Origin of the sequence: Rhizobium sp. P44RR-XXIV (assembly GCF_001999485.2) — a bacterium.
Classification (GTDB): Bacteria; Pseudomonadota; Alphaproteobacteria; order Rhizobiales; family Rhizobiaceae; genus Rhizobium.
This window is the reverse complement of the sequence record NZ_MPVZ02000023.1, coordinates 84,271-101,342: the sequence shown is the minus strand read 5'-3', so window position 1 is coordinate 101,342 and position 17,072 is coordinate 84,271. Positions and strand designations below refer to the sequence as shown.

Genomic DNA, 17,072 nt, shown 5'->3' with positions numbered 1-17,072 from the left:
AAGCATCGAAGCGGCGATCTCCTCCTCCCAATGCCGCTAGATATGGATCAGCAACTATCCTCCTCCCAGTTGCTGATCAGGATTAAAGCCCGACGGATCCTCCTCCCCCGTCGGGCTTTTCATTTTTAAATCTTCCTAAAAATTTCGTTGGTTATTGTCCTGCGCGCAAGGCTGTCGAGCTGAGTGTCGATCTTGGCCCATGGATGAATGTCCAGGCCGGCGCCTGTCTCTTCCAGAGCACGCGGGCGTCATCCTCGTCGACGCGCGCGTAGTGAAATGTCTTTGCCATCTTGGCGGAGAGGTAGGACAGCGTCGATCCTGGCCGGTCGATGACGGCGATGGGGAAGGTACGAGCGATCTCCTGCCATTTTTGCCAGCGATGGAACGTATTGAGGCTGTCGGCACCCATGATCCAGATGAAATGCACCCGGGTGTTGCGCGCCTTTATATGCGCCAGCGTATTGGCAGTGTAGCTCAGCCCAAGCGTCTGTTCGAACGCCGTCACCTTGATACGCGGATCGCGGGCGACCATTTCGCTGAGTGCAACACGTTCGGCCAGCGGCGCAAGGTGATTATGGTTCTTCAGCGGATTGCCCGGCGTCACCATCCACCAGAGCTGATCGAGGCCGAGTCGGCGAATGGCGATCTCGGCCACAAGCGCGTGGCCGCGATGCGGCGGATTGAAGGAGCCGCCGAAAAGACCGACCACCATGCCGCGCTCGGCATGGGGCATGCGCAGATAGCGTTGATCGATCTCTTCTTTCAGCACGTCAGGGCCGTATCTGTCCGGCGCCGCGCACGCGATATTTGAAGGATGTCAGCTGCTCGACGCCGACAGGGCCGCGGGCGTGCATCTTGCCGGTGGCGATACCGATTTCCGCGCCCATGCCGAATTCGCCGCCATCGGCAAATTGCGTCGACGCATTGTGCAGCAGGATCGCCGAATCGATCTCGGTGAAGAAGCGCCCGACGACATCGGGATCTTCGGCGATGACGGCCTCGGTATGGTTGGACGAATATTTGCCGATGTGATCGATGGCGCCGGAAATGCCGTCGACGAGGGCAACAGAAATGATTGCCGCCAGATACTCCGTCGTCCAGTCCTCTTCCGTTGCAGCCTTGATGTCGGGCTCAAGGCTGAGTACGTCAGCCGAACCCCGGATTTCGCAGCCCGCCGCGGCAAGTCCGTCGAGCAAAGGCTTCAGGTGGGTGGAGGCGACCTTCTTGTCGACCAGCAAAGTTTCCGCAGCACCGCAGACGCCTGTGCGACGCATCTTGGCGTTGACGACGATGGATTTTGCCATGTCCAGATCCGCCGAAGCGTCGATATAGATGTGGCAAATACCTTCGAGATGGGCAAAGACCGGTACGCGCGCCTCGGTCTGCACGCGACCGACAAGGCTCTTGCCGCCGCGCGGCACGATGACGTCGATATTGCCCTCGAGCCCGCGCAGCATGGCGCCAACGGCGGCGCGGTCGCTAACGGGCACGAGCTGAATGGCGTGTTCCGGCAGGCCAGCTGCCTTCAGCCCTTCGACCAGGCATTCATGGATCGCCTGCGAGGAGCGACGCGAATCGCTGCCGCAGCGAAGGATAACGGCATTGCCGGCCTTCAGGCACAATGCGCCGGCATCGGCCGTCACGTTCGGCCGGCTTTCGAAGATGACGCCGATGACGCCGAGCGGCGTACGGACGCGCTCGATCTTCAACCCGTTCGGACGATCCCAGGCGGCAATCGCTTCACCGACCGGATCGGCCAGCGCGGCGATGGCGCGGATACCTTCGGCCATCTCAGTGACGCGCTTGTCGTTCAGCGTCAGGCGATCGACGAAGGAGGCGAGCATATCGGTGCCTTCCACGTCTTTCAGGTCCTTGGCATTTTCGGCGAGGATATGATCCTTGCGAGCGAGAATGGCATCCGCCATGGCGGCAAGCGCCCTGTTCTTGCTTTCTGTCGAGGCGAAGGCCAACGGTCGCGACGCAGCCCGGGCCTTGCGGCCGATATCGTTCATCAGCGCGTCGATGTCGGGGCTTTGTGCGACAGTATCAAGCATGGGCTTCATCCTTATTCAATTTCTCGGCCTTCGCCTTGACGGAAGCGGTCATGACGAGGTCGTCGCGATGCACCATGGCGGCGCGGCCGGCATAGCCGAGGATAGCCTCGATCTCCGCCGACTTGCGACCGGTGATCTGACGCGCCTCTTCGGCGTCGTAGCCGGCAAGGCCGCGGGCGATTTCGCGGCCGGTAGGTCCGATGACGGCAACCGTGTCGCCGCGGCCGAAATGACCGACGACTTTGCGCACACCGGCCGGCAGCAGGCTCTTGCCAGCGCCGAGCGCGGTCACCGCGCCATCGTCGACATGCAGTTCGCCAGCCGGCTGCAGCTGCCCGGCAATCCAGGTCTTGCGGGCAGTAACAGGCGTGCCCGACGGTGCGAACCACGAGGAGCGTGCGCCGTTTTCAATCGAGTTCAGCGGTCGGTCGGTCTTGCCGGAAGCGATAATCATGGCGCAGCCGGCGCCGGTGGCAATCTTGCCGGCATCGATCTTGGTGCGCATGCCGCCACGCGACAGTTCCGAAGCGGCGCCGCCGGCCATGGCCTCGATCTCGGGCGTGATTTCGGCGATGGTATCGAGGAATTTCGCCTGCGGATCGAGATGCGGCGGGGCGGTGTAAAGCCCGTCGATGTCAGACAGCAGCACCAGAAGGTCGGCGCCGGTCATGGTGGCGACGCGGGCGGCGAGGCGGTCATTGTCGCCATAGCGGATTTCGCTTGTGGCGACGGTGTCGTTCTCGTTGATAATAGGCACGGCGCCGATTTTCAGAAGCTGGTTGATCGTGGCGCGGGCGTTCAGGTAGCGGCGGCGCTCTTCGGTGTCGCCAAGCGTCAGCAGGATCTGGCCGGCGACGATATCGTCATGCGACAGGCTTTCCGACCAGGCGCGGGCGAGCGAAATCTGCCCGACGGCTGCTGCCGCCTGACTTTCCTCGAGCTTCAGTGCGCCGGAGGGCAGGTCGAGCACGGAGCGCCCGAGCGCGATTGCGCCCGAGGAGACGACCAGAACATCAATGCCCTTGGCCTTCAATGCGGCGATATCGGCGCACATGCCGTCGAGCCAGGATTTCTTCAAGCCGGTCTTGCGATCGACGAGAAGGGCAGAGCCGATCTTGATGACGATGCGGCGGTAGCGATCGAGCGGCTTGCGGGCGGTCATCCCTGCTGATCCCCGTCCTCGTGATCCTCATCCGCATCGTCGGAGTTCTGCAGGTCGCGATGGCGCACCTTTGGTGCCTTCGCCGGCCTGCCGGCCTCACCCATATTGGCTTCGACGATGACGTCGCGCAGCGCGCGCAGCACTTCGGTCATGCCGCGGCCGGTGATGGCCGAAATCTGGAAAGGTGTCTTGCCGCAGGCCCGCGCCAGCTCGCGCGTCTTCTTCTTCAGCGTTTCCTCGTCCACCACGTCGATCTGCGATAGCGCGACGATTTCAGGCTTGTCGGGAATACTGTTGCCGTAGGCTTCAAGCTCGTGCTTCACGGTCTTGTAGGCCTTGCCGACTTTCTCTTCCTGGGCGGAGACCAGATGCAGCAGCACGCGCGTGCGCTCGACATGGCCGAGGAAGCGGTCGCCGATGCCGACGCCTTCATGCGCACCTTCGATCAGGCCGGGAATGTCGGCCAGGATGAATTCCTGGCCATCGATGGTGGCGACGCCGAGATTGGGATGCAGCGTCGTGAACGGATAGTTGGCGATCTTCGGCCGGGCACGGCTGACGGAGGCCAAAAAGGTCGATTTGCCAGCATTCGGCAGGCCGACGAGACCGGCATCGGCGATCAGCTTCAGCCGCAGCCAGATGGTCTTTTCTTCGCCTGGCAGGCCGGGATTGGCCCAGTCGGGCGCCTGATTGACCGAGGATTTGAAATAGGCGTTGCCGAAGCCACCATTGCCGCCCGGTGCCAGGCGGAAGCGCTGGCCTTCCTGGGTGATGTCGCAGATCAGGGTTTCACCGTCTTCCTCGAAGATCTGCGTTCCCACGGGCACCTTCAGCGTCACGTCTTCGCCCTTGGCGCCGGCGCGGTTGCGGCCCATGCCATGCGTGCCGATGGTTGCCTTGAAATGCTGCTGATAGCGGAAGTCGATCAGCGTGTTGAGACCGTTGACGGCCTCGACCCAGACATCGCCGCCGCGGCCGCCATCGCCGCCATCCGGTCCACCGAACTCGATGAATTTCTCGCGCCGGAAGGAGACGCTGCCTGCGCCGCCGTCGCCTGAGCGAATATAGACTTTTGCTTCATCGAGAAATTTCATCTTACGTCCGTCACCCGGTGTCGGCGCATATCCCTTCGGATCGAATGGGATTTAGAAAAGCCTATGCGCTCTTTAATCGATTTCAGCCGCCCTTTGCGCATCCATAAGCGCGCATTGGCCGGCCATTTACCCGTCATGTCGCCTTCGATATAGGCGCTTCGGGCTGAGGTCAAAGAATATCGTGCAACCGACACGCCATAACATCAAGAACAGCGCGATCGGTGTGGCGCTATCGCCGGTTGGGCCGGCGATAGCGGGTTTTCAGGGCTTCAGGCTGCCTGCGAGAGCCGCAGCGCGCCCGGCCTCAACACGGTTTCGATGTGCGGAACCATGGTGTTGCGGGCGAAGCTGTAGATCTCCGAGCAACCGGTGATCTCGAAGCCGAGCTTCTGCTGCAGCTTGAGCGACGCCGGATTGTCGGCGAAGGCGCCGGAATAGACGGCGACTTCGGGCATGCGGCGGGCAAAACGTTCGAGTGCCGCCTTGACCGCTTCGGTCATGATGCCTTGCCGCCAGTAGAAGCGGTTCAGCCAGTAACCGAGGTGCCAGCGGCCGTGGCGGAGCTCAATACCGACGCAGCCGATATGGGCATCATCCCGCTCGGTGATGGCCAGTTCCCAGTCGATGCCCAGGCCGGAGGTGTGCTCGACCAGCCAGTCGAGCGCATCCTGCCGGTCATAGGGCGCGGGGACACGGGCCAGCATGCGGGTGACGGCGAAATCCGAAAGCGATTCCGCGATCATATCGGCGTCGCTGAGCCGGTGCGGGCGCAGCGTCAGTCGGCCGGTCTGGATGACCGGCGTCGGCCCGGGCGTCAGGATACGGTCGTTGCGACGGGTGAGGGCGAGCGCGTTCATCTCATGCCTCCCCAGCTGCGTAACGATATCCAGGTCTTGCGGTCGAGCCTGTACCATTCGACCGGTACGGTGCTGCCAAGCGCCAGGGATGCGGCCAGGCCAGACCCCTGAAACTGGAAGCCGCACTTCTGCACGACCCGTCTCGACGCGACGTTCATGACCCGGCAACGGGCATCGATCTGCGCGACGTTTTCACGCGTGCGGAAGACCATGTCGACCAGAGCGTGGGCCGCTTCGGTCGTATAGCCCTGGTTCCAGTAGGGCTCGCCCAGCCAGTACCCGATCTCGACCGTGCGTGGATCACCGGTGGGCTCGACCCCGCAGCAACCGAGAAAGGCGCCGTTGTCGGCTTTGGTAATCGCATAGACGCACTTGCCAATCTCGCCAAGCTTCGTGCGTCGCACGAAATCGGCGGCATCATTGGTCGTATACGGGTGCGGCATACGCGATACCATAGTAGCGACATTGGCGTTGTTGGCGAGATGGGCAAGGGCGTCGATGTCTTCTTCGTGGGGCGCGCGCAGAACGAGCCTTTCCGACAGTAAGACGGGGCAATCGGTCCTTAACCTATCCGGCCTCAGCCGTTCTTCGGGAGACCTTGATTGGTCTTCCCTTAACAATTCGCCTTGCATGGTTCAGTCCTCCTTGGTTGAGGGTAAAGAAAAAGGGGAGATGGCGCCCCATCTCCCCTTTTTTCTTGACTGAACCTTTGTAGCGTCAGCCGGGTCGATGAGACGCCGGCTGTTTTAGAGCGCTACCGGCTTATTCCGCTGCTTCCGCTTTCGGCATTACAGACACGTACACGCGGCCATTGGCCTTCGTACGGTAGTTCACGTTGCCCGCCGTAAGCGCAAAAATCGTGTGATCCTTGCCGAGGCCAACGTTGGAACCCGGATGCCACTGCGTACCGCGCTGACGCACGATAATGTTGCCTGCGATGACGGTTTCGCCGCCGAACTTCTTCACGCCAAGGCGCTTGGATTCAGAATCACGACCGTTGCGCGATGAACCGCCAGCTTTTTTGTGTGCCATTGGAGTTCTCCTTTAAACCCTGATCCCGTTACTTACTTGGCAGCCACGATGTCCGTGATACGGACAACAGTGTGGTGCTGGCGATGGCCGCGCGAACGCTTCGAGTTCTGACGACGGCGCTTCTTGAAGGCGATGACCTTCTTGCCGCGGTTGTGCTCGACCACTTCGGCCTTGACGGAAGCGCCCTTGACGAAGGGAGCACCAATCGCAGCGTCGGCGCCTTCGCCGATAACGAGGACTTCGGTGAATTCTACGGTGCCGCCGGCGGTGACTTCGAGCTTCTCGATGGTCAGCACGTCGTTGGCTGCCACACGGTACTGCTTACCGCCGGTCTTGATGACTGCGAACATTTTTTATCCTTTCATGTTCGTTCCGGCTCTCTCGCCTTGAGGACGAGCGGCCGTCTTTTTATCAGTCGAAACTTAGCAGGAATTTCAAAGGCTTGCTGCCCTCGAAAGGATCTGCCGGTGAAACCTTGCGCAAGGCAAGGCTGGCAAGGCACGGACTTATCCACACCTATTGCGCCGCACGGGATATATAAGCATCCCTGATCTGTCAAGGCAAAAGGATGAAAAGCTTTCATATTCGCCCTTGCCATCCCCCCCGACTGTCGCTATGAGACAGCCCGCGCCCGACAGCGCCGACCAGCATAACCGGAGAGGTGGCAGAGTGGTCGAATGCACCGCACTCGAAATGCGGCATGCCTGCAAGGGCATCGTGGGTTCAAATCCCACCCTCTCCGCCATTTTGGCCTTTGTTTCAGGCCGCTATCGATCAAGCTGATTCACTGATAGTCAGCCGAAATGCCTCAAACCTCCGGAAACCGATAGACCACATCCGCAAACGATCCTGTCGGAAACACATAGAAGAATTTCAGATTGGCGGATGATTCGTTGCGGATGCCGTGTTCGGCGTTGCCGGGGATGAAGACTGTCGTGCCTGATTTGACCGTTGTTTCCTCACCGTCGATCTGGACGATGCCGGTTCCTGCGAAGATGAAGTAGATTTCCGATGGGTCGTGCCGGTGTGGCTTGAGTTCGCCGCCGGGTGCGAGGTCGGCGATGCCGGCGCTCATGCTGTCGGTGGGGGTGATGTCGCTGCTCAGCAGCGTGTGCCAGGATATGCGGCCATGGACCGGATCGTCCCATCCGTCGCGCGGGCGTTCTTCGGCCGTGGTGATAACTGCTTGCGATCGCTTGGTCATTTTGCCTCAAAACGCTCTGTCAGCAACTATCCGGAACGGTGTCACAATGGCCGCGAATGTCAATTGGTCCGGCGTGGATATCCGCGTCTTCCGGCTGCGGCTCGCGCGGCTTTATGGCGGCAAGAGGTGGGGCTGATTGATGAGAGGACACCGGGAGCGGAAGGATTTCCCGCTCCTTCGCTTTGGGCTTCCATTTGAGCCGCTCAGGTCCGGCGGATGAAATCCGATATCAGGCCGGAGACAGTGTCCGGGGCATCTTCGAAGCAATAGTGCCCGACGCCGGCAAGCCGCTCGATGGGGGCTGCGGGGAAGATCGTGGAAAAGAGCGACAGGAAGTGTTCTGCGTGGAGCGTCCTGTCGGTCTCTCCCCATATCGCCAAGGCCGGTTTGCTGCGGATGGCGCGGTCGGCCTCGGGAGTAGGCGATTCGAACCTATGGGCATTCGCGGGAAAACCCTTTGCCCAGCCGATTGCGCCGAGACAATCGGCCTGATTTGCGAAGGGCATGCCATAGGCGGCGATCCATGTGTCGGTTATGACGGCGTTGTTCTCGAAGCCGTTGAGCTTGAGGGTGCTGAGGATATTGAAGCCGAGATTGCCGAGCACCAGTTCGAGGGTGCCATCTGTCGCGGCCTTGGCAATCCATTGGAACCAGGGCGATATGGCTGCATTGGCCGTGAGACGATCTATCAGGTCCGCCTGGCCGAAGGGTGTCGGGCCGTTGGCCGAGATGATGCGGCGGATGCGGTGGGGTTGGCGGGCGGCAAAGCCCATGCCGACGGGGCCGCCGAAATCATGCATGACCAGGGTGATATCGGTAAGCCCAAGGGCCGCGACAAAGGCTTCCAGATTGTCGACATGGTCCTGTAGCCAATAGCTGCGCTCAGTGGGCGTTTCGCTCTTGCCGAAACCCATGTGATCGGGAACGACGACGCGATAGTTGCCGCTCAAGGCCGAAACGAGATGGCGGAAGAGATAGCCCCAGGTGGGCTCGCCATGCAGGCAGAGGACGACCTCGCCATCACGCGGTCCTTCATCGACGTAATGCATCCGGAAACCTGGCGCTTCCGTGAAATGCGGTGCGAACGGGAAGGTGCCGGCGAATGTGGCATCAGAGGGGATCATGGTGGGCTCCTATGTGGTTTTAGTTTGCAACCATTATTTCCGTATCTCTTGTGGTTTCAATTTGCAACCGCTATGATGGTGCAATATTGAGATGACCCGATGCCCGGTGCGGTGTCGGCGAAATGCAGGAACGGAGCGAAGCAGAGTGCGATGGCCAAACGAATAAGCCACAAGGATTCGATGTGCGGGGTCGCTCGGCCGCTGGATGCAATCGGCGACTGGTGGTCGCTGCTGATCATCCGCGATGCCTTCGATGGCCTGCGCCGTTTCGGGGAGTTTCAAAAGAGCCTGGGGCTTGCCAAGAACATCCTTTCGGCCCGGCTGCGCAATCTTGTCACGCATGGCATTCTTGATACCGTGCCGGCATCGGACGGCAGCCCCTATCAGGAATATGTGCTGACGCAGAAGGGGCAGGGCCTGTTTCCGCTGCTGGTCGCGCTTCGCCAATGGGGCGAGGATTTCTTCTTCGCGCCGGGTGAGCCGCATGTCACTCTGGTCGACAGGAAGACCCATCAGCCGGTGCGGCGGCTGGAGCTGCGCGCCCAGGATGGGCGCATGCTTATGGCAGAGGATACGATGGTCGTTGTGCCGCCGCTGGTGGATGAGCGCGAATAAATTAGCCGGCGAAAATCTCGCCGGTTGTTTCAGCAGAGTTTATTCGGCGACGAGGCCGCTGCGGCGCAGAAGCGCCAGGAAGATGAGGGGGATCAGCGTCGTGATGATGATCGTCACGAAGGCCATGGCCATGCCGAGGCCGATGGAGCCCTGCTCGAACTGCCGCCAGATGAAGGTGGCGATGGTCTGCATGCCGACGGGCGCGAGGACGATCGAGGCCACGAGTTCGCGCGAAGCCAGCGCGAAGACGAGCAGCATGGCCGATGCCAGGCTCGGCAGCACCAGCGGCAGCAGGATGCGGCGGAAGACGGTCAAGGTGTTTGCGCCTGCGACACGGGCTGCGGCCTCGAGATTGTCGCCGATCTGCTGGAAGGCGGCGGAGGAATAGCGCGCCGTCTGCGGCAGGAGAATGCAGCAATAGGCCAACAGCAGGATGAGAGCGGTATTGTAAGGCGTAAACGGCAGGCCGGGCATGTTCCAGACCAGGATCAGGCCGACGGCGACGACGATGCCGGGCAGGGCATTCGGAAGCACGGTCATTACGTCGATCAGCAGGCGTCCCCGCATTTTCGTTTTCACGACGGTATAGGCAGCAGTGACGCCGATGAGGCCGGTGATGGCGGCTGCGCCGACCCCCAGCGCCAGGCTGTTGCCGAGGGCGGCGAGCGCGCCGGCGCTGTTGCCGAAGACGGCTGCGAAATTGTCCATGCCAAGATTGCTGACGACCAGGCCTTGTGAAACCGTCTTCGACAGCGCGGTTGCCAGAATGGAGAGCATGGGCACGCCGGTTGCCAGGAATGAGACGGTGCCGAATGCCAGTAAAACCGGGATCGTCAGTGCGCCGAGCGGGCGCTTGTCCTTGTTCTGCGGCTTGCCGCTCACCGTCTGATAGGAGCGCCGCGAAAGAATGCGGCGCTGGATGAGAAAGGCGATCAGCGAGATGATGACGAGGGTCAGCGACAGGATGGCAGCACCCGGCAGATCGATCGGCCAGTCGCCGATGCGGGTATCGATCCCGGTCACAAGAACCTGGAAGCCGGCGCGGCGGCCGAGGGCTGCCGGTGTGCCGTATTCCTCGATCGCAGCGGCGAAGACCAGCAGCAGGCTGGCGGCGAGCCCAGGGGCAGACAGCGGCAGCGTGATGCGCCAAAAGGCGCGGGCCGGCGAGGCGCCGAAGACGCGGCCGACATCGGCATAGCGGGCGCCCACGGCCTCGACGGTGCGCGAGACGGCGAAATAGACCACCGGGAAGGTGTTGAAGGTCATGACCACGGTCATGCCGGTAAGCGAGAAGAGGGTCGGGGCGAGATTGAAGCCGACGATCTGCTGGAGATAGCCGCGCGGCTGCAGCGTCATGATCCAGCCGAGCGTGGCGATATAGGGCGGGATCATGAAGGGCGTCAGCAGCAGCACGTCCCATAGCGGCGCGAAGGGCACGCGGTAGAGCGCGCGGACGACGCCGAGAGGAACAGCGATGAGGGCCGAGGCGACGACGACGGCACATCCGAGGATAATGGTATTTGCCGTCATGCCGAGGAGGGCCTCATCGGCCAGTGTCTTGCCGATGGCCGAGAAGGGTGCTGCAAAAGAGCCTTGCCCCAGCGAGGGAAAGACCGCCTGTAGCACGACGGCCACGAAGGGAAAGGCGACGATGATGATCAACCCCAGGAGGGCCAGCCAAGCTGCCGGCACCGGAGCGCCTGTTCCCTTCGCATTCATCGTATCGAGCCTTACTTGCTGCCGAACAGATCGCCGACCTGCTTCAGCGTTTCCTTGCGCTTGCCGTAGACGGCGTTGACGTCGTAATCGAGCAGCTTCAGATCGCCGACCAGCGGACGCGAGGCCGGGATGTCGGCGCGGGCGGGCATCAGGAAGGTGCCGGCGACCAGCTTCTGGCCTTCATCCGACAACATATAGTCGACGAACTTCTTGGCTTCGTCCTGATGCTTGGACCAGTTGAGGATCATGACCGGGCGCGGCGCGATGACCGTGCCGGACTGCGGGAAGATGACGTCGATGGTCTCGCCCTTGGCCTTGGCGGCGAAGGTGATGTAGTCCACCGCGCCGAAGACGGCCGCCTTGGCGCCCTGCAGCACCGGGTTCAATGCTTCGGCATTGGCGCCGGCGATGATGGCGCCGTTATCCTTCAGCTCCTTGAAGAGCTTGTAATTATCCTTGCCGGCGAGGGCTGCCGTCAGTTCGAAAGAGGATCCAGACTGGGCGGGGTCGGGAATATTGACGAGATCCTTGAATTCGGGCTTGGCGAGGTCGGCCCATTCTTTCGGCTCGGTCGTGCCGCTCTTGGTGTTCCAGGCGATGCCGAGGGCAGAAACGCCTTGGGCCACGGCAGTGTCGGTCTTCAGGAAGGCCGGAACCTTTTCGGCATTCGGGCTGGTATAGGAGACGAGCCAGCCGCGCTTGGCGAAATCGGTTGCTGTATCCCAGGAAGCCGAGATCAGCACGTCGACGGCCGGATTGGCGGCTTCGGCTTCGATGCGGGCCATGACCTTGCCGGTCGTTGCCTGGAAGACATTGACCTTGATGCCGCTCTGGGCGGTGAAGCCGGCGGAAAGCTTGTCGATGAGGTTCTGCGGGCCGGCGGTGTAAACGGTGATATCCGCATGGGCAACGCCGCTCAACAGTGCGGTCGAAATGGCAAAAATAGCGATATTCTTCAGTGATTTAAACATGTTTTTCCTCTCTAGGCTCAAGTGATATTCCTGCTAGAACCACAGGATGCTGGCGGCGTCGACCGAAAGGCCGATCTGCTCTCCCGGCCGGATCTTGACCGGGCTCAGAACCTGAAATTCGATGCCTGTCGTGCCATGCGGCGCGGCGGTGACGAGATGGCCGTCTCCGCGGAAGTGCGAGCGCAAAGCCGTTGCCGGCAGGTTCGGCCAGGCGGTCTCGCCAAGCGAAATAGCGCGCGTCGGGATGAGAATTCTGGCCTTCTCCTGCCCCAGGCGCGCCTCATCCGACAGCACATGCGGGCTTCCCGCCAGTCGCCAGCCATCATCGCGCCATTCCAGATCAGCCGTGCTGCCAAGCCGCAGGAATTCGGCGACTTCGGGTGAGGCCGGGCTTTCAATCAGGATATCCGGAGAGGCCAACTGGGCGATTTCGCCCGAGCGCATGATGGCGACTTCGTCGGCAAGCGTCAGCGCTTCGCTATGATCGTGGGTGACATAGATCGCTGTCAGCCCCAGCGTGGCGATGAGTTCGGCCAGTTCGCCGACCATGTTTTCACGCAATTCGCGATCGAGATTGGATAGCGGCTCGTCGAACAGGATCAGCTGCGGTTCGGCAACGATGGCACGGGCAATGGCAACGCGCTGCTGCTGGCCGCCGGAAAGATCGCTTGGGCGCCGATGGGCAAGCGCATTGAGGCCGACGCGTTCCAGCGCTCGCATGGTGCGTTGTTCGCGTTCGGCCTTCGCGATGCCGCGCATTTCAAGCGGAAAAGAGACATTGCCGCCGACCGTCAGGTGTGGCCACAGGGCGTAGTCCTGAAACACCATGCCGAGATTACGCTTCTCGGGCGGTACGAACGTCCTCGATGCTGCATCGGCGACGGTCTGGCCGGAAATGCTGATCGTGCCTTTTGTCGGCGCAAGAAGACCGGCGACGAGGCGCAAAAGGGTGGTCTTGCCGCAGCCGGACGGGCCAAGCAGGGCCAGCGTCTGTCCCTTGGCAAGCGAAAGATCGATGCCGTTGAGGACGATCGCCTTGTCGTAATGGAGTTCCAATCCCGTTGCCGAGACGGCAGCCTGGATTCGGTTTGCGTCACTTGTCATCTAAAAATCAGCGTTTGGAAGCGTTACAAGCCTGAGTAGAGACGCTGCATGACAATGGTGTGACGATTGCGCTGTAGGCGCTTGCACCATGCTGTTGCCCCAATAGTTCGGTCACGGCCGAACTATTGCATGTCGGCGTTGGGGTACACTGCAGCTCGAAAAGGAGAGTTTGCCATGTTGATGAACACAGCTCAATCGAAACCCGCAGAGAATGGTCACGACCATATCGTCATCAAACCCAGCGTGCTCTATGTCGGCACGCCCGTCGTGCTGATCAGCAGCCTCAACCAGGATGGAACCACGAATATCTCGCCGATGTCGTCCGCATGGGCACTGTTCGACCGCATCGTTCTGGGCCTGACATGCACGAGCAAGGGCGGTGAAAATGCCCTGCGCGAACGGCAGTTGGTGTTGAATTTTCCCTCACCCGATCTGTGGCGGAAGATCGAGGCGATCGCTCCGACGACGGGCCGTAATCCCGTTCCCTCACACAAGAAAAAGATCGGATACCGGTTCGAATCCGACAAGTTCGACGTCGGCGACTTTACCCCTCAAGCTGCCGATCTCGTCCGGCCGCTACGCATCGCGGAATGCCCGATTCAAATTGAAGCCGAGGTGATGGCATCGCACGGGCCGGGTGGCGAATGGCCCCAGGAGCGGCCCGAGGCTTTCCGCATCATCGAGGTGAAGGCTGCTCGGGTTCATGCTCATAGGGGCATCGTCGTGCCCGGCACCAATCATATCGATACCAGCCAATGGAGCCCGCTGCTCTACGTATTCAGACACTATTTCGGTGTGGGGCCGGATCTCGGCCGCACATTCAAGGCCGAGGTGTAGCGAGCTCTCCTCTGTCGCGTGTGCAGGTGGGTTAGCTCTTGCTTTCAGCACCGCGAATCAGAAGATCGAGGCCAGCTTCGAAGAGAGCTTCATGCCCGCTCGCGCGGTAATGAGCGATGGCTTTAGCGAGATTCGGGCGGGTTTGCGCGGCGGCATCGAGTGCGGCTTCGCCCGGTGGATCAGCCGTATTCGCCTGTTCCTCCAGCACGCATCCGACCACGTATCGACCGATGGCAATCTGAAGCTCCAGCGCTTGGCCAGGCGTGAAACCGGCCGCAACGAGGCATTCGAGCTGGGCTTCTATGGGATCGAGATCGGTGGACTCGGCTTCCGTTCCGGCGTGAACGCGCGCGCCATCGCGCCATGCCAGCAGAGCGGAGCGGAAGCTTCTGGCGTTGGCGCGCAGGAAGTCCTGCCAGGTCTCGCTGGCAAGCGGCGTGCGGCGCGTATGGCGCCGCTTCAGCATCTCAAGATTCATCGCGGCCAGCAGCGCCTGCTTGCCCTTGAAGTGCCAATAGAGGGCCGGCTGCTGGACGCCAAGGCGCTGGGCGATCAACCGTGTCGACAGGCCGTCGACGCCGACCTCATTCAGAACGGTCAATGCTGTGTCGACGATTTGGTCCCGATCGATTTTCATCGCGTCTCCAATTGACAGCTTCGGAAGCCTGGTTTATCGCCGATAAAGTTATTTATCAACGATAAGCTGCGCACTATGAACAAGATGCTTCTGACTATTCTGGCCGTCGTTGTCCTTGATGCGGCAGGCACGGGGCTGGTGCTGCCGATCCTGCCGGAACTCCTGCAGAGCGTTGCGCATACGCCGGATCTCGGCTGGCGCTACGGCGCGTTCCTGTCGCTCTATGCCGCGCTGCAGTTTCTCGCCGCTCCCATTCTCGGAACGTTGAGCGATCGCTACGGCCGTAGGCCGGTGCTGCTCGTTTCACTGGCGGGCGGGATGATCGACTATGCCTTCATGGCATGGGCGCCCGGCTTCTGGTGGTTGTTCCTCGGCCGCGCTGTGGCCGGCCTGACGGCCGCCAATGCCTCGGTCGCAGCAGCCTGCCTGACCGATGTCACGCCCGACGAAAAGCGCACGCGGGCCTTCGGGCTCCTCAGCGCCTGCTTCGGGATCGGCTTCATTCTCGGGCCAGCCATTGGCGGCTTGCTCGGCACTGTTTCCCTTCGCGCGCCCTTCGTGGCGGCTGGCGTGCTGGTGATGATGAATTTCATTCTTGCGCTGGTGGCGCTGCCCGAAACGCGGGTCGAGAAGCTGGAGCATATCGATCCGGCTGCCTTTCATCCACTGGCGCCGCTGCGCTGGCTCGGGGCGTTTCCAGCGCTGTTGCCGCTGCTGTTCCTGTCCGTCATCCTCAACATCGTCGGACAGATCGGTGGCACCGTCTGGGTGCTCTACAGTCAGGACAAGTTCGGCTGGGATACGGCGGCGGTCGGGCTTTCTCTTGCCTGCATGGGGCTTCTTCATGCCCTCGCCCAGGCCTTTGTCGCCGGCCCCTTGAGCGAGCGCTGGGGCGAGCGTCGTGCGCTCATCGTTGCCATCGTCTGCGACAGCGCGGCCTATATAGCGATTGCCCTGGTTACGCGCAGCTTCATCACCGTCCTGCTGCTTCCGCTTTTCTGCCTGAGCGCAATGGGCGGCATCGGCCAGCCGGCATTGCTGTCGCTGATGACGCAGCGTGTGGGTGCCGATGATCAGGGGCGCCTGCAAGGCGTGCTGGGCAGCCTGACGAGCCTTGCATCCATCATCGCGCCCTTGGCGGTCAGCGAGATCTACTTTGCCTCCAGATATGATTTCCCTGGCCTGATCTGGATTCTCGGCGCGCTGCTTTATGTCACCTGCGTGCCGGTGCTGTTTACGATCCGAAAGAAAACGGCCGGCGCATGAGTGCCGGCCGGGTCGCTTCCATACAGCTCTTCCCGTCGCCTTAATTCAGCGAATCGTCCGGTTCGGGATCCTTGACTTTGCCGAAGAGGCTCTTCAAGGCGCTGGTCTTGGCCTTCGTGACCTTGTTGGCTTTTATCGCCCGCGTCGCGGCCTTGGCCTGCTCCAGCATCATCTCGATCTGGATCTGCTGGATTTCGGTCAGCCGCTCCCACTGGCGATTGAGGAGGTGGTCGACCTTTTCATGCAGGTGGCGGATTTCCAGTTCGGCCTTCAGGTTGACCTTGTAGTCGTTAAGGGCGCGCAGGCGATCCTTCTGTTCCTGGCGGCGCTGGCTCATCATGATGATCGGGGCCTGCAGGGCGGCAATCGTCGAGAGAATGAGGTTCAGCAGAATAAACGGATAGGCATCGAAAGCCGTCTTTTCGCCCATGAGGACATTGATGCCCATCCACACGGTCAGGAACAGACAGAAGGAGATGATGAAGGTCCAGCTGCCGCCGAATATGGCGACGCCGTCGGCCATCCGGTCGCCGATGGAGCGGTGGTCCTCATAGTCCTCTTCAATGTTCTCGGCGAGCGTATCATGCGTCTTCAGGCTCTCGACCACCTCGTCCTCGAGGGTCGAAAGCTCGCCCCGCTCGTCGGTCAAAAGCTCGGCGATATATTGGGCGCGATAGTCGTCCATCACCTTGCGGCTGATATAGTCGTCGGCACGAAGGTCGGGGTGCTTCAGCCGCATGAAATCCGCAAGCGAAGGGCGGAGGTCATCGACGTGCACGGCGTCCTTCTTCTTAAGCGTCTGGCCTGTGATGGCATCAACGAGCTTGACGGACTTGGCCTTCGCCTGGGCCAGGCTTTTGGTATAGTCGTCCATCTCCACCACGGTCGCGGCTTCGCCTTCGCCGGCATCGAAGTCGACGATTCCGTCCGCCGGATCAAAGGTCTTCGTATCTGTCATATGTGAGGGCCTCTTTCACAACTTTCCGCTCGTTTAGCCAATAATGCAAACAGGATTGTGACTGTTAGAAGACTGTCAAAATCGGAACCGCCGTCAAATCGTATTGCCGCGCCGTTTCGATGTCGTCGTTCTGCATGCGCTTGCTCACTCTCTAATAGCGCGATTGTCCTAAGCAACGGCAAATGAAATGTTTCTGGATGTATCAAGTCGGGTGATTTTCGAGCCAGAAAACCCGGAAAACAACTGATCCGTGCGCTCTCAAAAACGTTTTCGAAAGCCCTGCGTGCCAAAGCGGAAAATTCTACCGTTTAAATCAAGATTGTGAATTTCCGCCCCCTTGACCGAGGTCGTCCGGCTTCTATCTGCCGCAGTGCAGCAGAGACCCCACTGCCGCGAATAAATGTTTAGGTTCAAAGAATTAACTCAACAGGATGTTGG

18 protein-coding genes and 1 tRNA gene are annotated in these 17,072 nt (G+C 60.9%); 4 read left to right on the top strand and 15 right to left on the bottom strand.

Annotated features, from left to right (window positions below):
• Positions 1 to 151: 151 nt before the first annotated feature.
• The 8 genes from BSK43_RS03315 to rplU form a co-directional block, all read right to left on the bottom strand.
• Positions 152 to 733 (bottom strand): nicotinate-nucleotide adenylyltransferase, encoded by a 582-nt coding sequence (locus BSK43_RS03315; protein WP_246662488.1) that lies wholly within the window; start codon positions 731 to 733, stop codon positions 152 to 154.
• 37 nt (positions 734 to 770) lie between these two features.
• Positions 771 to 2,054, bottom strand: coding sequence for a glutamate-5-semialdehyde dehydrogenase (locus BSK43_RS03310; protein WP_077470454.1), 1,284 nt, complete (start codon positions 2,052 to 2,054; stop codon positions 771 to 773).
• A complete protein-coding gene (gene proB / locus BSK43_RS03305; protein WP_077470455.1) occupies positions 2,047 to 3,216 on the bottom strand; it encodes a glutamate 5-kinase in 1,170 nt (389 codons plus the stop codon). Before proB ends, BSK43_RS03310 begins: the two co-directional genes overlap by 8 nt.
• Positions 3,213 to 4,310, bottom strand: coding sequence for a GTPase ObgE (gene obgE / locus BSK43_RS03300; RefSeq protein ID WP_077470456.1), 1,098 nt, complete (start codon positions 4,308 to 4,310; stop codon positions 3,213 to 3,215). Before obgE ends, proB begins: the two co-directional genes overlap by 4 nt.
• Positions 4,311 to 4,579: 269 nt before the next feature.
• On the bottom strand, positions 4,580 to 5,167 hold the full coding sequence (locus tag BSK43_RS03295) for a GNAT family N-acetyltransferase (RefSeq protein WP_068390235.1): 588 nt from the start codon (positions 5,165 to 5,167) through the stop codon (positions 4,580 to 4,582).
• A complete protein-coding gene (locus BSK43_RS03290; protein WP_068390233.1) occupies positions 5,164 to 5,799 on the bottom strand; it encodes a GNAT family protein in 636 nt (211 codons plus the stop codon). The genes BSK43_RS03295 and BSK43_RS03290 overlap by 4 nt, the downstream gene beginning before the upstream one ends.
• Before the next feature lie 130 nt (positions 5,800 to 5,929).
• Positions 5,930 to 6,199, bottom strand: coding sequence for a 50S ribosomal protein L27 (rpmA, locus tag BSK43_RS03285; RefSeq protein WP_007790980.1), 270 nt, complete (start codon positions 6,197 to 6,199; stop codon positions 5,930 to 5,932).
• A 32-nt stretch (positions 6,200 to 6,231) separates the two neighbouring features.
• Complete coding sequence (gene rplU, locus BSK43_RS03280; protein WP_004127263.1) at positions 6,232 to 6,549, bottom strand: 50S ribosomal protein L21; 318 nt, start codon at positions 6,547 to 6,549, stop codon at positions 6,232 to 6,234.
• A gap of 305 nt (positions 6,550 to 6,854) precedes the next feature.
• On the opposite strand from rplU, the gene BSK43_RS03275 reads away from it, so the two are divergent.
• Positions 6,855 to 6,944: transfer RNA gene (locus BSK43_RS03275), tRNA-Ser, on the top strand.
• A gap of 63 nt (positions 6,945 to 7,007) precedes the next feature.
• Here BSK43_RS03275 and BSK43_RS03270 read toward each other — a convergent pair.
• Complete coding sequence (locus tag BSK43_RS03270; protein ID WP_077470457.1) at positions 7,008 to 7,403, bottom strand: cupin domain-containing protein; 396 nt, start codon at positions 7,401 to 7,403, stop codon at positions 7,008 to 7,010.
• A gap of 203 nt (positions 7,404 to 7,606) precedes the next feature.
• On the bottom strand, positions 7,607 to 8,527 hold the full coding sequence (locus tag BSK43_RS03265) for an alpha/beta fold hydrolase (RefSeq protein WP_077470458.1): 921 nt from the start codon (positions 8,525 to 8,527) through the stop codon (positions 7,607 to 7,609).
• A gap of 150 nt (positions 8,528 to 8,677) precedes the next feature.
• On the opposite strand from BSK43_RS03265, the gene BSK43_RS03260 reads away from it, so the two are divergent.
• The gene (locus BSK43_RS03260; protein ID WP_077470523.1) at positions 8,678 to 9,142 is read left to right on the top strand and encodes a helix-turn-helix domain-containing protein; all 465 of its coding nucleotides are present in this window, start codon (positions 8,678 to 8,680) and stop codon (positions 9,140 to 9,142) included.
• A 39-nt stretch (positions 9,143 to 9,181) separates the two neighbouring features.
• On the opposite strand, the gene BSK43_RS03255 is transcribed toward BSK43_RS03260, so the two are convergent.
• From BSK43_RS03255 to BSK43_RS03245, 3 genes are read right to left on the bottom strand one after another with little or no spacing between them, the layout of a single operon-like run.
• Positions 9,182 to 10,861 carry an iron ABC transporter permease gene (locus tag BSK43_RS03255; protein ID WP_077470459.1) on the bottom strand — a complete coding sequence of 560 codons (1,680 nt, stop codon included), beginning with the start codon at positions 10,859 to 10,861 and terminating at the stop codon, positions 9,182 to 9,184.
• Positions 10,862 to 10,872: 11 nt separating this feature from the next.
• Complete coding sequence (locus BSK43_RS03250; RefSeq protein ID WP_077470460.1) at positions 10,873 to 11,832, bottom strand: ABC transporter substrate-binding protein; 960 nt, start codon at positions 11,830 to 11,832, stop codon at positions 10,873 to 10,875.
• A gap of 33 nt (positions 11,833 to 11,865) precedes the next feature.
• Positions 11,866 to 12,936, bottom strand: a complete 1,071-nt coding sequence (locus tag BSK43_RS03245) for an ABC transporter ATP-binding protein (protein ID WP_077470461.1) — start codon at positions 12,934 to 12,936, stop codon at positions 11,866 to 11,868.
• Between the two features lie 174 nt (positions 12,937 to 13,110).
• Between BSK43_RS03245 and BSK43_RS03240 the strand changes: the two genes are divergently transcribed.
• Complete coding sequence (locus BSK43_RS03240) at positions 13,111 to 13,773, top strand: flavin reductase (RefSeq protein ID WP_077470462.1); 663 nt, start codon at positions 13,111 to 13,113, stop codon at positions 13,771 to 13,773.
• A 31-nt stretch (positions 13,774 to 13,804) separates the two neighbouring features.
• On the opposite strand, the gene tetR is transcribed toward BSK43_RS03240, so the two are convergent.
• Positions 13,805 to 14,410: a tetracycline resistance transcriptional repressor TetR gene (tetR, locus tag BSK43_RS03235; protein WP_077470463.1), complete on the bottom strand. Its 606-nt coding sequence runs from the start codon at positions 14,408 to 14,410 to the stop codon at positions 13,805 to 13,807.
• 75 nt (positions 14,411 to 14,485) lie between these two features.
• On the opposite strand from tetR, the gene BSK43_RS03230 reads away from it, so the two are divergent.
• Positions 14,486 to 15,676: a TCR/Tet family MFS transporter gene (locus BSK43_RS03230; protein WP_077470464.1), complete on the top strand. Its 1,191-nt coding sequence runs from the start codon at positions 14,486 to 14,488 to the stop codon at positions 15,674 to 15,676.
• Positions 15,677 to 15,716: 40 nt separating this feature from the next.
• Here BSK43_RS03230 and BSK43_RS03225 read toward each other — a convergent pair whose 3' ends face one another.
• Positions 15,717 to 16,634, bottom strand: coding sequence for a DUF1003 domain-containing protein (locus tag BSK43_RS03225; RefSeq protein ID WP_077470465.1), 918 nt, complete (start codon positions 16,632 to 16,634; stop codon positions 15,717 to 15,719).
• Positions 16,635 to 17,072: the final 438 nt, after the last annotated feature.

Coding starts and splice junctions, on each gene's coding strand:
- tetR (WP_077470463.1), bottom strand. CDS start 14,410: ATGAAAATCGATCGGGACCAAATCGTCGACACAGCATTGACCGTTCTG.
- BSK43_RS03250 (WP_077470460.1), bottom strand. CDS start 11,832: ATGTTTAAATCACTGAAGAATATCGCTATTTTTGCCATTTCGACCGCA.
- BSK43_RS03310 (WP_077470454.1), bottom strand. CDS start 2,054: ATGCTTGATACTGTCGCACAAAGCCCCGACATCGACGCGCTGATGAAC.
- obgE (WP_077470456.1), bottom strand. CDS start 4,310: ATGAAATTTCTCGATGAAGCAAAAGTCTATATTCGCTCAGGCGACGGC.
- proB (WP_077470455.1), bottom strand. CDS start 3,216: ATGACCGCCCGCAAGCCGCTCGATCGCTACCGCCGCATCGTCATCAAG.
- BSK43_RS03240 (WP_077470462.1), top strand. CDS start 13,111: ATGTTGATGAACACAGCTCAATCGAAACCCGCAGAGAATGGTCACGAC.
- BSK43_RS03225 (WP_077470465.1), bottom strand. CDS start 16,634: ATGACAGATACGAAGACCTTTGATCCGGCGGACGGAATCGTCGACTTC.
- BSK43_RS03230 (WP_077470464.1), top strand. CDS start 14,486: ATGAACAAGATGCTTCTGACTATTCTGGCCGTCGTTGTCCTTGATGCG.
- BSK43_RS03265 (WP_077470458.1), bottom strand. CDS start 8,527: ATGATCCCCTCTGATGCCACATTCGCCGGCACCTTCCCGTTCGCACCG.
- BSK43_RS03295 (WP_068390235.1), bottom strand. CDS start 5,167: ATGAACGCGCTCGCCCTCACCCGTCGCAACGACCGTATCCTGACGCCC.
- rpmA (WP_007790980.1), bottom strand. CDS start 6,199: ATGGCACACAAAAAAGCTGGCGGTTCATCGCGCAACGGTCGTGATTCT.
- BSK43_RS03270 (WP_077470457.1), bottom strand. CDS start 7,403: ATGACCAAGCGATCGCAAGCAGTTATCACCACGGCCGAAGAACGCCCG.
- BSK43_RS03245 (WP_077470461.1), bottom strand. CDS start 12,936: ATGACAAGTGACGCAAACCGAATCCAGGCTGCCGTCTCGGCAACGGGA.
- rplU (WP_004127263.1), bottom strand. CDS start 6,549: ATGTTCGCAGTCATCAAGACCGGCGGTAAGCAGTACCGTGTGGCAGCC.
- BSK43_RS03255 (WP_077470459.1), bottom strand. CDS start 10,861: ATGAATGCGAAGGGAACAGGCGCTCCGGTGCCGGCAGCTTGGCTGGCC.
- BSK43_RS03290 (WP_068390233.1), bottom strand. CDS start 5,799: ATGCAAGGCGAATTGTTAAGGGAAGACCAATCAAGGTCTCCCGAAGAA.
- BSK43_RS03315 (WP_246662488.1), bottom strand. CDS start 733: ATGCCCCATGCCGAGCGCGGCATGGTGGTCGGTCTTTTCGGCGGCTCC.
- BSK43_RS03260 (WP_077470523.1), top strand. CDS start 8,678: ATGGCCAAACGAATAAGCCACAAGGATTCGATGTGCGGGGTCGCTCGG.